A 16,534-nucleotide genomic window follows, 5' to 3' on the forward strand; every position below is an offset into this window, starting at 1 on the left:
TTATATTTTATTTTGGGAAAAAAATAAAGAAGCAATAAGCTTCTTTATTTTATAAGGTTAATGTACCATCTGGATTTTTTATTAACTCAAGTATTTTTTGTTGTTTACCTGTTATAGCATCTACATATATTAAAAAATCTCTTCCTTTATATTCAACCTTAAACTCATAACATATTTTTTCTTTTTTTCCTTCACTAGGTATAATAGTTAATTTATGCTTTAATACCTTGGCTCCTTCTATTATATTTTGACTAGCTTTTTCAGGTGTAACCTCTGGTTTTTTTATTTTTCTATCAAAGTGACTAATTATATATCCTTGTGTTTCAAGCCCTACTACCTCACCATTATCAAGAGCTACCTTTACTTTGATTAAATCTGGATATATAGTAACTCCATCTTTTTTAGAGCAAAAATTAAACGTTGTAGCTCCATTATTAGTAAGAGAATACGTAGGAACCATATTTTTATATTCACTGTCTTTTAAAAACTTTTTAGCCAACTCAAGTGCCTTTTTCTTATCTACAGTAGGCTGTCCAATCTTTCTTGTGTCTATCATCCATACTATTTTACCAGCAGTCTCACTTATAGAAACACTTACATTTTCACTGTTAAACATATATCCTGGAATAGAATTATTTTTTATTCTTCCATTGTAATTAAGTTCTTTTATTTTTTTGTATTTCAGAAAATTTGAAGCTATTTCTCTGGCTTTATCTTTGTTTATTTTCTCTCCTTTAAGTCTAGGTTTTATATTTCCTATATGCTCTGAAAATGGGCCATCATATATAAGTTCTGGTGTTTCACCCATTCTCTCCTCTATCCTTATCATACTAGTTGCCATTATATTTGCATTTGACTTTTTCATCTTTTTATTAGCTTTTGCTGCAACATCTGTAAACTGAATTTTATCCTTAGCTATATCAGATTGTACTTTTCCTAGTTCTTCTGATAAATATTGAGCACTTTTTTGAAGTTCTGATATTTTTTTTCTTTCTTTTTCATTTAGATGTTTATCATCTAAAGCTTCTTTCGCCAATGTTATAGTATAATCACCTAGCTGAGTTAGAAATTTTTCAGTTTTTCCAATAGATTTATGATTAAGAGGAAGCTGAGCCATTTTATCTTGAGCTGAATAAGACTGACTCATTATATCTGTAAGAAGTATTATGTTTTGTTTTGTAGAATTACTTACATTTACCTTAGATAAATCTGATTGTATAGTCTCTACATTACTTATAACATCGTAAAACATTCTTTGATATTGAGCATTTAAACTTCTCTTGTATGCTGTTTTTTGAGAATATCCTGTCATTCCCCATATAAAGCATACAACAAGTAAACCCAATAAGATACTCGTTTTTTTATTCCACTTCAAAATATCACTTCTTTCTAGTAAGTTTCTTTTGCAAACCAATGCTTACCTATTTTATATATAGGCTTTAGCTTCCATATCCATTTACTTGTAGCTGTTGCAGGGTTCCAATAGTATACAGCTCCACCGGTTGGATCCCATCCATTAATAGCATCATTTGCAGCCTGTATACACGATTGTGTAGGCTTCATATTTATTTGTCCATCGTCAACTGCAGTAAATGCTCCTGGTTGATATATGACTCCAGCTATTGAATGTGGAAATCTAGAATCTTTAGTTCTATTTAATATAACAGCTCCTACACTTACTTGACCTGTATATGGTTCTCCTCTAGCTTCTCCTGTTATAGCCTGGGATAATAGATATATCTCGTCATTCCTAGATGATGCTACCTTCTTAGTTTTAGTTTGTATTCCAAGGGCTTTTTTAGTTTCATTTCCAACTACGCCATCTTGTTTTAAACCATTCTTTTTTTGGAATTTCTTTACGGATTCATACATTTTGTATCCATATACGCCATCTATAGAACCATTGTAATAACCCCAGTCTTTTAGTTTAGTTTGAACAGTCTTAACTTCATCGCCTTTTGAGCCCCAAAATATATTAGATTGTCCATATACTATGTAATCATCTACATAAAATGCTACACACGATAATATTAATATCGAAAACACTGAAATTGATAATAGTATTTTTTTCAAAGCAAACCACTCCTATTATTTCTTAACTAAATCTAATTTACTACTTTTGTTCTTTATTTTTTCTAATACTTCTACTATTTTAAATTTTAATTTAACATCTTTATTATCTACTAATATCATTTTATACTCGTCTTTTGTAAGAACTTTTTTCAAATTTTTCTCAGTTTTATCGTTTGTTATTCCATGATTTATATCTATAAAACATAATGGAGGAAACATTACACACCACCAATTTTTCCCCTTACCTTCTCCTATTACAACTTTTAATGCTTTATATTCTCCTGCAGGTAGTACTATATTAGAATATTTTTTTGTAGGAAAATTTGAATAATCTAAATTAGCTGTTACTGTATACTTTTTATTATTTTCTTTTATTTCATCTGAAGCTATTTTTTGTATATTTTCAATATTTTCCGTAATAATTTCTTTAGTTTCTTTAATGCTTTTTGATTTTTCTAACTTCGGAGACAAAAATTCAATTATCTTATCTCTAACCTTTAATTTTAACTCTTGATCTTTTTGAGAATCACTATTTGCTATAACATGGAATCTTATAAGCTTTTCTTTATAATTGTCTCTATTTGCATAAACATCACCCAAGTAAGATATAGTACTCATAAAACAAAATAAAGATATAAAAAATGCAATTAAAACTTTTCTCATAATTTATCCCCCCGAATTAATTAATTTATTTTATATCTATATTTTGTCCTTTTTTTACCTTACTATACCTATTCTTCTAATTTTACTTTCTACATGTACATTTACTTTCATATTTTCAAAGTATTGATCAAAATCTTCACTTACTTTTTTATATAGAGGTTGATTATATTTATATAGTGTGTTTTTTACATCTATAACATCTAAACTACCTTTTTGAAGTTTAGTTATTAATTTACGTACATGTTCTTTTATATTCTCCTCACATAATTTCTCTACCTCACGTATACCTTTATCATTTGCTACAAGCCCTTTCACTCCAAATTCATGCTGGGTTATATCGCCTTCAGTATCTATATATACATCTAATATTAAGTTATTGTCTTTTTCAGTTACCTTTATTTCACTTTTACTACTAGTTATTTCGTAAGAAACAGGTACATTTTTATATTTAACATGTATATCCATAATATTGTAGTTATCTTGATTTATCATATTTAAAAATCTACATTCTAATTCATTCAGTTCTTCTTTAAATTCATAATCCTTTACAATAAGTCCTCCTATAAGTTCTATTCTCTTGTTGTTATAAGTTTTAGTAGTAAGAGGGAATACAGTGCTTTTATTTTCTTGTATTTCCTGCATAACCTTATTCAAAGTTCCATCTATTACTGTCCCATTACTTATTGCAGAATTTATTATATTTCCATAATACACTCCTACAAGAGGTTGTTCATCAGGTCTAATACCTATAACGTCCGAAGCATCTTCTTTTGATACTAACATAAACATTTTTCTTGAAAAATATCTATTTCTATCTATTCCATCAAGTATCTGTTTAAACAGCTTTTTATCTTCAAGAATTTCCTTTCCTAATATTATTACCTTGTTATGAGATAGTTCTAAGTCAAATGGAGACTTTGATTGTATTTTATTAATTACAGTATCAAATGACTCTCCTTTAGCCTCCCAATAAAAGGATGGTTCCTCAGTAGGTGTTTGTTTTGTTCCAAGAATGGCAACGTTAGGTATCTTAAATGATACTTTTATTTTATCTAACTCTTCTTTTTTTTCCTCTTCTTTTAATTTATCTATACCAAGACCAATTACAAAACCTCTATTATTTATTTCAGTCTTATCCCAACATCCAGTAAGTAGTGTACTTATAATCATTGTTAGAATCAAAATCGTAAATTTTTGTTTCATGCTTTTTTCACCTTCTTACTAAATCTAGAGAATAAAAATAGTATAAGAGGAATACCTGCAAAAACCATTAATTGGACAGCAACTGTATATTTGCTGTTCAATAAATCATATACATGAGCTAAATTGTCAGGATACATTGCTAATATATACACAACTGGTACAATAGCATAATCAAAATAATTTATTTCTCTGCAATTAAACATATCTCCTATTACTAAAGATGCACAGAAAAGAAACACACATAATGTTATAAATATATTCAATGTCCATGTTCCCATTATCAAAGCATCTAAATTTTCTAAAAATGCCCCTGGAATATCTATAACCTTTACAATGGTCAATGTAGGCCACATTAAATGCGTGGTCTCAACTTGCCCAAATACAGCTATGCTTATTACTGAAAAGAAAATATATACAATCCCTATAACTATCAATGTTATCCACTGTATCTTAAAACCATCCTTAGGCTCTCTCATAAAAATACTCAGTACAAGCATTGTCTCAAATCCAGAAAATGCAAAAGTAGTCAAAAATACAGTAGGAAATACTTGAGATGCCTTCACATTTAAAATAGGCATCAAATTAGTAAAATCTGCAGTCTCAAGCGAGAAGAAAAATACAAATATTATAGGCACAACCATCAAAAACAATATTATTTGAGATATCCTAGCTATTCCTTCTATTCCTTTTTTAGAACTATAAGCACATACAAATAAAATGGATATTATTATCACTTCTATAGGAGTCTTCTCTAACATATACATTTTTACAACTTCTCCAAATATACGGACTACCATGCTTATATTAACCAAATAGTACAATATAAATATTATGCATACTAAGTATGCCATAGGCTTAGTCAAAATATCTGAGCTTATTTGCATAAGACTTTTATTTCTAAACCCATATATAACTTTATACATACAGTATCCAAAGAAAATACATATAACGGTTGATATTATTATGATTATAAACCCTGATCCTTGAACTTTATCTGCCAAGTTTCTTGGCAAAGATAGAATACCTACACCTAGTATTGTACTTATCAAAAGTGTTATCATCTGAGATGTACCTATTTTTTCTTTAGTTGAAATCATTTTTCAATATCATCCTCCCCAAATATTTCTCTTCTTTTATCATCCAATCTATTTCTATTTCTATTTGTATAAGTTTTAGGTCTTGAATTCATAGATGGTATAGGCACTCTTACAATAGTATCTTTTAGATCTTTCAAATTTTCTCCAACAGAACATAATGGTTCTAAATAAGGAATTCCAAAACTTCTTAGGTTTGCTAAATTTATTAGCATAACTAAAAATCCCAATATTATTCCATAAAAACCTAATATAGATGCTAGAAGCATCAATGCAAATCTAACCAATCTAAATCCTATTGCCATATTATAGCTTGGTATTGCAAAAGATGATATTGCAGTTATAGCTACTATAATTACCATAAGAGGACTTACTATCCCTGCTTGAACAGCAGCTTGTCCTATTACAAGACCACCTACAATACCTATTGTAGATCCTATAGCTCTAGGAAGTCTAACCCCAGCTTCTCTTAATAACTCTAATGTTGCCTCCATTATAAATGCCTCTGTAAATGCTGGAAATGGAACTCCTTGTCTTGTAGCTGCAAGATATACGGCGAGGTCTGTTGGCAGCATATCTGGATGATAAGAACTTATAGCTATATAAAATGCTGGTAAAAACAAAGAAAATCCTGTGGCAAACATTCTTATAACTCTTACAAAGCTAGATATTATCCATCTCTCATAATAGTCATCAGGAGATTGTAAAAATGTAGTCAATGTTACAGGAACTATAAGGGCAAAAGGTGTATTATCTACTAATATTGCAACTCTACCTTCATATAGAGATGCTGATACTACATCTGGTCTTTCTGTATACTGTATTTGGGGAAACAAAGAGTAACAGTTATCTTCTATTAGTTGTTCTACAGCTCCACTTTCTTGAATCATATCTATATCTATTTCATCTAGTCTTTTTTTAACTTCTTCTAAAACTGTATTATTAACTATATCTTCTATATATAGTACAGCTACATCCGTATTTGATCTTTTTCCTAATGATAGATTTTTTATTTTAAAATTTGTATCTCTTATTCTTCTTCTTACTAAAGATGTATTGACTTTTAAAGTCTCTGTAAATCCATCTCTAGGACCTCTTATTACAACTTCAGATTGAGGTTCTGATATTGAGCGAGTTGGCCATCCTCTTGAAGATAATACTATGGATTCCTCGACATTATCTATAAACAAAAGTGTTTCTCCTGAGAGTATATTCTTAATACATTCTTCCATTTCCTTAATTTCTTTTATTTCAGTTATTGCTATGGTTTTCTTCTGTATTAAATCTTTTATATTGTTCTTTATATCATTAGGCATAGCTATCCTAGATGAAATTATTAAATTATTTAATGCAAACTCACTGATAAGTGCCTTATCCGTCATCCCGTCTATATATACAAGAGCCATTTTACACTCATTCTCTACACCAACATCAATCTCTCTTATAACTAAGTCATCACAATCTTTAAATTGTTCTTTTAAAATATTCAACTTATATTCAAGTTTATGTTCATCTTTTTTTACTTGCATATTATCACCTCCTATTTACGTAATATATAAAGTATCCAAAAGATACTGCAATATAGGATAGTCCTATGAATTTAGCCATATTGTATTCTCTGTATAACTTCTTTTTTTTCAACATGTCACAGTCAAATATTAAAATATATATACCTACTATTAAAAACAAGCTAATTACATACATCTTTTCAACTCCTATAAAATCGCATTCAGATTTTTCTGTTCAATCTAGTATATCTATATATAATTTTTCCCAAAACTCAATTTAAATACATAAAAAATTCGCTTCATGCTAACTCATGGCTCATGTCGCCAACGAGTCCTACGGGCTTCGTTGCTCAAAATAGTTGATATTGCAGTACTTTCATCAATGTTATCCTAAACTTGAAAATTATATAATTTACTTTAGGGTAAAAAAAATAAAAGTCCTAAAATTTTAGGACTTTTATTTTTCACAATTGTTTCTTCTAGATTTCTCTATTATAAAGTTTTGAGCATTTTCGATATGAGTAGTAGCTCTTTGCATCGCATTTTTAGAATTTCTATTATATATAGCTTCTATTATTTCCTCATGTTCTTTGACTAAGTTTTTAGAAGTATCATGATCAGATATATATGTTACTCTAAATCTATATACCTGTTCTCTTAAGGAATTATTTATTTGAATAAGTTTTTGATTGTTTGTTGAATTAAATATAAGATCATGTAATTCTATATCCTTTTGAACCATCATATCAATATCTCCATTTTCTAAGCTTTTCTTGAACTGATATGATATAAGCTCTAACTTTTCTAAGTGTTCGTCAGTCATTCTTTCAGCTGCAACAGATGCTGCAAGCCCTTCTAAAGCTCCTCTTATTTCTAATACTTCTATTATATCTTTTAATGATACATCTGCAACATATGCTCCTTTCCTAGGAAGCATAACTACTAATCCTTCTAATTCTAGTTTCCTGATAGCCTCCCTAACTGGAGTTCTACTAACCCCTAACTGTTCAGCCAATTGAACCTCCATAAGTCTTTGTGCAGGCTCTAATTTTCCTTTTAATATTGATTCTCTTAAATATTCAAATACTATATCCCTCAAAGGTTTGTAATTTTCTAACTTTAATTTTTCTAAGTTATCCTTCAATTTCAATTCCTCCCTTATAAGTATTCACTAAATATGTTTGCTTATATAATTGTTTCAATTCTTCCTTTGCTTTTTGTGCACAATCTAAATTATCAAATATTCCAAATACGGTTGGTCCACTTCCACTCATCATAGACCCTAAAGCATGGTGTTCAATCATTTTTTTCTTTATTTCTTTTATTTGTGTATATTCATTCTCAGTTACACTTTCAAGCACATTGCACATATTCTTAGCTAAAGCTTGTACATCGTTTTCCTTGAGATTATTTAATATGTTTTTTGTATTAGGCCTTTTAGATAATCCATTTATATCTAGGTTTTCATATACCCATTTTGTAGAAACCAATATATCAGGTTTGCATATAAGTATTTTAACACTTTCTAGACCTTCTATTCTAGTCAGCTTTTCTCCTATACCTTCAGCTACTGCAGCTCCTCCTAATATACAAAAAGGTACATCTGCTCCAAGCTGTAAACCAAGTTCCATAAGATTATCTTCAGTTAATTTTAAATCCCACATTTTGTTAAGGCCAACTAAAACCGCAGCAGCATTGGTGCTTCCTCCTGCCAATCCAGCGGCTACAGGTATGTTTTTGTTTATACTTATTTTTACACCTTTATTTATATTAAATTTTCGTTTTATCAAATCAGCTGCCTTGTAAGCTATGTTGCTAGAATCAGTAGGAACATATTCATTATCACTATCTATAATTATACCACTATCTATTTCTTCTATATTTACATTATCATATAAATCTATAGTTTGCATAATCATTTCTACTAAATGATAATTATCTGCTCTTTTTCCAAGCACATCTATAGATAAATTTATTTTCGCTCTACATTTTAAGTTCAAGCTTTCCATACCTTCCTCCTAATCAACCTAAAAATCTATTTATAAATCATTATATTATATATTATACTATAATTAAATTTATATAAAGATAAAAAAATTCGTCTACTCGATAACGCGGTGAATCATGTCGCCAACGATCCCTACTGGGCTCCGTTGCTCAAAAATAGTTGCAATTGTAGTTTTCAATCAATATTATCCATAAATCCAAAATTTTATAATCCCTTAGCAAATAAAAAGTCTCAATATCAAAATGATATTGAGACTTTTGAGTTTATATATTTCTATTAAGCTTATATATCTGATGTTACTTTCTTTTCTATTATTAAATACTGACCCTCTTTTAAAGACTCTTCTTCATTCATATCATTGGTTTGAGCTATTTCTAATGCTGTCGTATTATATCTTTTTGCTACATCCCAAAGGGTATCATTTTCTTTTGCTATATATATAGTTATACTAGGTCTTGATGAAGAATCAATGTCTCCTATAATTTCTCCATTCATTACAAATGAACTCTTTAAATCCTCTACAACTTCAAATCTAGTTTTTCCTTTTATCTTTAATTCAACTTCATTGTTCTTTGCACTATAGTTTATACTATCTATGCATATGTTTGAGTAAGGTTTCATACTGTCATTGATATTACTTAAATCTAGAGATTGTTTGAATGGTATTTCCTCACTCATGCTATATACTGGTCTTAATCCTTCCTCAGGAGTATACAATATATCAACATGAATTATACCTTCTATATTAACTTTTTCTTCTATTATAAAATTATCTGTTATGAATAACTTTGAATCTACATTCAATATTTCTTTAATCTGTATGTCGTCTTTATCGTTTTGTATAACCTCATTTATTATAAAATCATCTTCACCAAAATTAACTATTTTATTTAAATTAAAACTCTTATCTTCAAGCTTTAAATCTTTATATGGACAATAAGCATCTTGAAGAGTTTCTTTTGATATATTCTCTGATATTTTAACCTTTGTACCAACAGTTGCGTCTATTTCTAATAGATTAGTTTTTCCTGAATCGTCATCCTTTAAATTAAATTTAAAGTCTGTTAGATTCATATAAGAATCTTCTTTCATTCCTTGCATAGCTCCAGCTACTTCTATAAACTGTGTAAACTCTACAGAATTAGATTTTAACTTGTTCATCTCTCCTTCTTTATTTAAAACAATAGGATTTAATTCAACTACCCCTCCTAATATAACTTTGTTATCAGACAATCTAGTTTCCTTTAACAATATTTTTGGATTTAATGACAATACAGAACTAATATCTTCATTTTCTCCCAAATTTATTATTTCTTTCACTATTGTCTCTGATTTTTCAATTCCTATTACATCATCATAGTATATTTCCTTTTTTATAGTTTGTATATCATCAATCCCAATTATATCTCTTATTATATCAACTTTTTCTCTTGAAAATAAACTACCTGTAATATTTATTAAACATCCTAGTTTTATCTTTCTTTCATTTATTATACTACAATCTATATGCTCTATATTACTCTCCAATATACTCTTCATATCTGATGAAATATCTTCTTTTTCTATTGCTTCATTTATATCTATTTTTCCACTTAAATTAGTAACTTGTTTATCTTGAGTTATATAAATAGTATTGTAGTTTAAATCCCCTCTTAGTATTATTTTACCTTGCATCAATTCTTCTTTCTTTAAAGATATGTAAGCCTCTGTCTTTACTATTTCAAAAACATCATTTTTTGTATCAGGTACTAGAATTTCAGATTCTAAGAAAGTTTGAAACCTTCCAAAATCACTTCTATTGTCTATCTTCATTATATCCTTTATTAAATCCATCCTTATCCCCCCTAGTTAAATATATACAAATATCACATTATTATTATATTTAACTAAATCAAAAAAAATTCCATCTATTTTAAGATGGAATTAAGATACGCTCATATTTTCTTTTGTACAAATTTGAAGCTTAACAGTAGATGTTAATACATCTGAATAACTATAAGATACTCTAGTACAATTGCTATCATCTATTTTTACAACAAATATACTAGGGTACGTATTTTCTAAGATTCCTCTTCTAACGATCATCTTTTTTCTGCCTTTATTAGCTCTTAGAACTACGTTCTTTCCAACATGTTTTTCTATGTCTTTTCTTATCTGATCCAAAGTGTGTTTCGTAGCCAAAAAATCACCTTCTTCTCCATTGTATGTTTACATAATATCATATTTAAACATCAATGTCAAATATATAAAATTATATTTTATCTATTTTTGTGTTTTATGTCAATATATTATTTCCATAATACTCAAGTATACTATACACTATATTCTCAGCCATCTTATCAATAACATCATCATCCTCTAGGAGTTTTGATTCTACAGGGTTTGATATATAACCTAATTCACAATACACTCCATTACAACCACTTTCTTTTAATATATATATTCTGCCTTCTTTTGCTCCTCTATTTTTTATATTCATATTATTTTTTAAATTACTTAATATATTTTCTCCTATTAATTTTCCATTTGTATCTCCCCAATAATATATAGCTTCTGCTCCACTTACTCCTTCAAATTTAGACTTATTTAAATGTATGCTAAGCAAGAAGTCAGGATTAGCTTTTTTTATCATTTTTATTCTTTTATCCAAACATACATATTCATCAATTGATCTTGATAAATATACACTAGCCCCTGATTTTTCTAACTTTTCCTTCAACTTCATTGTTACTTTTAGTGATACTTCTTTTTCTGTTATTAAATCATTAGTATAACCACAATCCTCTCCACCATGGCCAGCATCTAAAAATATTTTTTTATTTTTAAGAGGTAAGTCTAAATTGAAATTATCTAACTTATATAAATTAATATTAGTATAATAATGATTTAAAATTTTTTCATAGTTCCAGTTATTTTTTGCTTTTTCATTAGCTCCATATTGACAAAGACCTAATCCATGTCCTATACCCTTTGTATAAAATCTTATTTTTATAGGTCTAAATCCAAATCTAGAAGAATCTAAATTTAAGCTTTCACTAAATACACTACCTTTGACCTTTTCATTAAAAACAAGTATATTCTCTACTCTATTTCCATTAGTTTTGCCTAAAACTTTTAACATGTTATTTATAGAATATTCATTCATTAAATTTTGAGATATTTTGAATTTAAATATTGATTCAAGTTCTTCTAAATCAACATCTACTATATTTTCTGATTCTTTATTTTTCATACACTCCTCACAAGTAATTCCTCTTAAATAATCTATTTTTGTATTTAATAAATACTCGCTATTTTCTGTGCTTCCACCACAGCATATATGGTAATATGCACAAATTGGAGAATCATTAAACATTATAACTAAATTATGTGTATTATCAACAGCTTCAAGTGCCTTATCATATATATCTTCTATATTGAATTCTTCTTTTTTAAAATCTCCATCTGATATACTTCTGAATATATTAGTTCTTTCTATAATAGCCTGGCACATAATAGCCTGAATATGAAATTCTTGTGGAATATTTTTAGATACTTTATATGCTATAAGATTCCTAAATTTTCTATCCATAGTATCACCTCTATTCATATAGAGATTTAGGCAATCCAGACCTATACTTTCCTCTTGTTTCAAAGCCCCCTACACCTTTTATTCCTGTTATAGTATTTTGAAAAACCTCTTCAAGAGGCATTACTTTATCAATCCTTGTATAAGCTATTTTTTCTACTATCAAAACAGGATCTAAGCAATGTATTAATATTCTATTAGGAGAACTTGCAAAATTTGCTCCTGCACTTAATATAGCCTCATAATTTGATTGACACGCACCTGCAAAAATAACAAGTTCATCCATAGCATTTTCATATTTTCTAGCTTCTAAAACTGCCTTCACGAAATTTCTAGAATTTCTGTAATTATTTAAATCTTTGATATTATAATTAGAATTTAGGATAGAGTCGTGACCTGTAATAACCAATATATCTGGTGAATGTTCCTTTAGAAGCTCTCCCACTACTTTATGTTGATCTGATTCTGCAACCACCTTTCCTACAGCTTCAATGTCTAGTTTTTTATAAGCCTCTAAACATATTTTTAAATATTCACCATCACCGTCTAAATGAAGTACCTTTCCAGGTCTTCCAAAGCCATTCCTATAATTCTTTTTTTGTTTATCACTTCTATTTCTTCTAGCTCGTGTCAACAAGCTCTCTATTTGTCTGCTAAAAACATATTGTCTGAAATTTTCTTGGCCTACCATTTCTAAATCATTTACAGATGAGTCAGCCATTAGCCTAAAATCTATACCTTTTAAAACAACTTGTTTTTTATCATTTTTATTTTGTGAAATATCTATTATTCTAAATAAAACATCTTTTCCATGTGATTTTCTAACAACTAAATCTCCTATCTTCATCTTATTCCTCCTGCCTAGTGGGATTACTATATTTTATGTTTGCAAAAAAATAATGTTCCCCACTATGGGAAACATTAAGATTTAATTATATTAAAAAATCATTATTTTATCCGAAAGCTAAGAGTTCTAAGACTCCATCCTCTTAAGGCTGGAGATAAGAACTCTACAGCTTCTGGATTAGTTCAGCTAAAAATTCAGTTGGAGTAAGAACTCCATCTGAATTAAGTTTCACTTTACAATTAATGTACCTGTTTTGCCCTGTATTCCATCAGCTGCTCTTTCAAGAGACGTTATAAGAGACTTTCTTCCACTTTTAGACTCTGCAAATTTTATAGCAGCCCTAACCTTAGGAAGCATAGACCCAGGTGCAAAATGCCCTTCATCAATATACTTATATGCATCATCAACATTTAGTTTATCTAAGAATTGTTCATTCTCCTTGCCAAAGTTTATAGCTACCTTTTCTACAGCTGTAAGAATTATAAGGTAATCTGCATCTAATATCTCAGCAATTTTTTCACTTGCAAAATCTTTATCTATAACAGCCGGTACTCCTATTAAAGAATTATTATCCTCTATAACAGGTATACCTCCTCCTCCAACAGTTATAACTACATGCCCATTATCAACTAATATTTTAACAGTTTCTTTCTCTGCAATATCTATAGGTATAGGTGATGGGACTACCCTTCTGTATCCTCTACCTGCATCTTCTTTCATATCATATCCTTTTTCTTGTTCAAGCTTTTTAGCCTCTTCTTCATTATAGAATGATCCTATAGGCTTAGTAGGGTTATTAAACGCTTTATCATCTTTGTCTACTATAACCTGAGTTACTACTGTAGATACAGGAGTATTCATACCTCTATTCAAAAACTCTTCCCTAATTGCATTTTGGAGATGATAGCCTATATAACCTTGGCTCATAGCTCCACATTCTGGAAAAGGCATGTCAGGCATAGCCAAATTTATCATACCAACCTGAGGCCCATTACCATGAGCTACAATAACATTATTTCCTTCTTGTATTAAATCAACTATAGGTTTTGCCGTTTCTTTAACCAATTCTAATTGCTCTTTAGGACTTTTTCCAAGAGCATTTCCTCCAAGCGCAACAACTATCTTGTTACTCATAAATAGAGCCTCCTTTATTTATAGATTACCTATAGTTGAAACCATAACAGCCTTTATAGTATGCATTCTATTTTCAGCCTCATCAAATACTTTAGAATATTTAGATCTAAACACTTCATCTGTAACTTCCATAGATTTAAGACCAAACTTTTCATATATTTCTTTTCCAACCACTGTATTCTCATCATGGAATGAAGGAAGACAATGAAGGAATATAACATCATCATTCTCAGTTTTTCTTATCATATCCATGTTAACCTGATATGGAGTTAATAATTTTATTCTCTGCTCAAATTGATCTTCTTCTCCCATAGAAACCCAAACATCTGTATAAATAACATCTGCGCCCTTAACATCATCAACATTTTCACTAAGCTTAATTACAGCTCCTGTCTCTTTTGCAACCTCATTCATTTCATCTACTAGCTCTTTAGACGGCCATAGTTCTTTTGGTGCGAGCGCTAAAAATTCCATTCCCATCTTAGCTGCACCTATCATAAGTGAATTACCCATGTTGTTTCTAGCATCTCCAACATATACAAACTTTATTTTATTAAAACTTTTATCTACATGCTCTTTTACAGTTAGAAAATCTGCAAGTATTTGAGTTGGATGATATAAATCAGTAAGTCCATTCCAAACACTAACACCAGCATGCTCTGCTAGACAATCAACAGTTTCTTGTTTAAATCCTCTAAATTCAATTCCATCATAAAATCTTCCCAATACCTTAGCAGTATCCTCTATAGACTCTTTTTTACCCATTTGAGAATTTGTTAGAAATGTTACATTAGCACCTTCGTCAAAACCTGCAACTTCAAACGCACATCTAGTTCTAGTAGATGTCTTCTCAAATAATAAAACAATATTTTTCCCCTCTAATAGATTTCCCTTTATTCCTGCTCTTTTCTTATTTTTTAAATCCATAGATAGATCCAACATATATCTAATTTCACTTGGTGTAAAATCCTTTAATGTTATAAAATTTCTTCCTTTTAAATTTACTGGCATTTTAAAAACCTCCTATTTATCTTAAGTTTTCTCTAACAAGTGGCATAGACATACATCTTGGACCACCTCTACCTCTTGATAATTCTGAAGATGGCATAACATGAAGTTTAATTCCATTTTGCTCAAGCAATCTATTAGTAACATGATTTCTAGCGTAAACTACTACTTCACCCGGAGCAATTGTCAGAGTATTAGATCCATCATTCCATTGCTCTCTTCCCGCATCTATAGTATTTCCCGCACCACATCTTATCAATGTAACATCATCAACTTCTAAATATTTTTTCAAAATATCACTAAGACACATAGTCTCTTTTTTGATATTCAATTTTAAATCTTTGCTTCCTCTGGTTATTGAATATACAGTTAAAGGACCTTCTATTTCAGGGTGTATAGTGAATTTATTATAATCTACCATTGTAAATACGGTATCAAGATGCATAAAAGCTCTTTTTTTTGGTATATCAAAAGCAAGAACTACTTCAAATTTTTCATCTTTTTCAAATATATTTTTAGCTATAGTCTCTATAGAATAAGCATCTGTTCTCTCAGATATACCAATGGCTATAACCTTATTATTTAATATAAGTTCATCTCCACCCTCTATAGATGTATTATTCTCTCTATCAAACCATATAGGTATATTTTTATCTTTATATTCAGGATGATACTTAAATATATACTTAGCAAATAAAGTTTCTCTATTTCTTGTTACTGTTCTCATATGATTTAAGGAAATTCCTTGTCCGATAGTTGCAAATGGGTCTCTTGTAAAGTATAAATTAGGCATAGGATCTACTATGAATGGATAATTAGAACCTACAATATCTGTTAACGAAGTTTTTTTATAATCTCTTATTTCTTCTTTTCTAATACCCTCCATCATCTTATCTACCATATCTCTTTCATTAGAAAATCCTAAAATATACTCTTTAACAAGCTCTCTTTTCTTAATACTATCTATATTGGCTTCTTTTATAAATTCATCTACAAAAGCTTCTTTTATTCCAAAATTTTTTATAGATTCAGCTGCCAAATCCTCTAAATAAAGAACCTCAACATCATTTGATCTAAGTATATTTGCAAATGCATCATGCTCCTGCCTTGCAACCTCCATATATGGAATATCATCAAATAGCAATCTATCCATTAAGTCAGGAGTTAAATTTTCAATTTCTTTACCAGGTCTATGTAAAAGAACTTTTTTTAACTTTCCAATTTCAGAATATACATTCAAAATATTTTCTTTTGACATCGCCTTCTCCTTCCTGATATAAATTTAATACAAATCATATGTATGTTTTTAGTATAGTTTCCATTCATTGGTAATGTCAATTATTTTTTTATTATTTTTTTCGTTTTAATTTTCCTCATTAATTTTTCCTTATAATTCGACATATATATTTGTCGACTGCACTTGATTTT

The 16,534-nt window shown here is 29.2% G+C and carries 16 protein-coding genes; all 16 read right to left on the reverse strand.

Going from position 1 to position 16,534, the window contains the following annotated elements:
- Positions 1 to 49 precede the first annotated feature (49 nt).
- The gene (ypeB, locus tag P4S50_RS17450; protein ID WP_277732099.1) at positions 50 to 1,345 is read right to left on the reverse strand and encodes a germination protein YpeB; all 1,296 of its coding nucleotides are present in this window, start codon (positions 1,343 to 1,345) and stop codon (positions 50 to 52) included.
- A gap of 44 nt (positions 1,346 to 1,389) precedes the next feature.
- Positions 1,390 to 2,073: a spore cortex-lytic enzyme gene (sleB, locus tag P4S50_RS17455; RefSeq protein ID WP_331489650.1), complete on the reverse strand. Its 684-nt coding sequence runs from the start codon at positions 2,071 to 2,073 to the stop codon at positions 1,390 to 1,392.
- A gap of 15 nt (positions 2,074 to 2,088) precedes the next feature.
- Positions 2,089 to 2,736, reverse strand: coding sequence for a stage II sporulation protein R (gene spoIIR / locus P4S50_RS17460; protein ID WP_277732100.1), 648 nt, complete (start codon positions 2,734 to 2,736; stop codon positions 2,089 to 2,091).
- Positions 2,737 to 2,790: 54 nt separating this feature from the next.
- Positions 2,791 to 3,939, reverse strand: coding sequence for a Ger(x)C family spore germination protein (locus P4S50_RS17465; protein ID WP_277732101.1), 1,149 nt, complete (start codon positions 3,937 to 3,939; stop codon positions 2,791 to 2,793).
- Positions 3,936 to 5,036 (reverse strand): GerAB/ArcD/ProY family transporter, encoded by a 1,101-nt coding sequence (locus P4S50_RS17470; RefSeq protein ID WP_277732102.1) that lies wholly within the window; start codon positions 5,034 to 5,036, stop codon positions 3,936 to 3,938. The genes P4S50_RS17465 and P4S50_RS17470 overlap by 4 nt, the downstream gene beginning before the upstream one ends.
- Positions 5,033 to 6,562: a spore germination protein gene (locus P4S50_RS17475; RefSeq protein ID WP_277732103.1), complete on the reverse strand. Its 1,530-nt coding sequence runs from the start codon at positions 6,560 to 6,562 to the stop codon at positions 5,033 to 5,035. Before P4S50_RS17475 ends, P4S50_RS17470 begins: the two co-directional genes overlap by 4 nt.
- A 4-nt stretch (positions 6,563 to 6,566) precedes the next feature.
- Complete coding sequence (locus P4S50_RS17480; protein ID WP_277732104.1) at positions 6,567 to 6,737, reverse strand: CLC_0170 family protein; 171 nt, start codon at positions 6,735 to 6,737, stop codon at positions 6,567 to 6,569.
- 261 nt (positions 6,738 to 6,998) lie between these two features.
- The gene (locus P4S50_RS17485; RefSeq protein ID WP_277732105.1) at positions 6,999 to 7,685 is read right to left on the reverse strand and encodes a GntR family transcriptional regulator; all 687 of its coding nucleotides are present in this window, start codon (positions 7,683 to 7,685) and stop codon (positions 6,999 to 7,001) included.
- Complete coding sequence (ispE, locus tag P4S50_RS17490) at positions 7,675 to 8,550, reverse strand: 4-(cytidine 5'-diphospho)-2-C-methyl-D-erythritol kinase (protein WP_277732106.1); 876 nt, start codon at positions 8,548 to 8,550, stop codon at positions 7,675 to 7,677. The genes P4S50_RS17485 and ispE overlap by 11 nt, the downstream gene beginning before the upstream one ends.
- A gap of 281 nt (positions 8,551 to 8,831) precedes the next feature.
- Positions 8,832 to 10,382: a DUF3794 and LysM peptidoglycan-binding domain-containing protein gene (locus tag P4S50_RS17495; RefSeq protein ID WP_277732107.1), complete on the reverse strand. Its 1,551-nt coding sequence runs from the start codon at positions 10,380 to 10,382 to the stop codon at positions 8,832 to 8,834.
- Between the two features lie 90 nt (positions 10,383 to 10,472).
- The gene (locus P4S50_RS17500; RefSeq protein ID WP_277732108.1) at positions 10,473 to 10,730 is read right to left on the reverse strand and encodes a Veg family protein; all 258 of its coding nucleotides are present in this window, start codon (positions 10,728 to 10,730) and stop codon (positions 10,473 to 10,475) included.
- Between the two features lie 94 nt (positions 10,731 to 10,824).
- Positions 10,825 to 12,120, reverse strand: a complete 1,296-nt coding sequence (locus P4S50_RS17505) for an N-acetylmuramoyl-L-alanine amidase (protein ID WP_277732109.1) — start codon at positions 12,118 to 12,120, stop codon at positions 10,825 to 10,827.
- A 10-nt stretch (positions 12,121 to 12,130) separates the two neighbouring features.
- Positions 12,131 to 12,964, reverse strand: a complete 834-nt coding sequence (yabG, locus tag P4S50_RS17510; protein ID WP_277732110.1) for a sporulation peptidase YabG — start codon at positions 12,962 to 12,964, stop codon at positions 12,131 to 12,133.
- Positions 12,965 to 13,192: 228 nt separating this feature from the next.
- Positions 13,193 to 14,098, reverse strand: coding sequence for a carbamate kinase (arcC, locus tag P4S50_RS17515; protein ID WP_277732111.1), 906 nt, complete (start codon positions 14,096 to 14,098; stop codon positions 13,193 to 13,195).
- Positions 14,099 to 14,116: 18 nt separating this feature from the next.
- Entirely contained in the window at positions 14,117 to 15,109 is a 993-nt protein-coding gene (gene argF / locus P4S50_RS17520; protein WP_277732112.1) for an ornithine carbamoyltransferase, read from the reverse strand.
- A 16-nt stretch (positions 15,110 to 15,125) separates the two neighbouring features.
- Positions 15,126 to 16,364 carry an arginine deiminase gene (gene arcA, locus P4S50_RS17525; protein WP_277732113.1) on the reverse strand — a complete coding sequence of 413 codons (1,239 nt, stop codon included), beginning with the start codon at positions 16,362 to 16,364 and terminating at the stop codon, positions 15,126 to 15,128.
- Between the last annotated feature and the right edge of the window lie 170 nt (positions 16,365 to 16,534).

Source organism: Tepidibacter hydrothermalis, from assembly GCF_029542625.1.
Taxonomy (GTDB): domain Bacteria; phylum Bacillota; class Clostridia; order Peptostreptococcales; family Peptostreptococcaceae; genus Tepidibacter_A; species Tepidibacter_A hydrothermalis.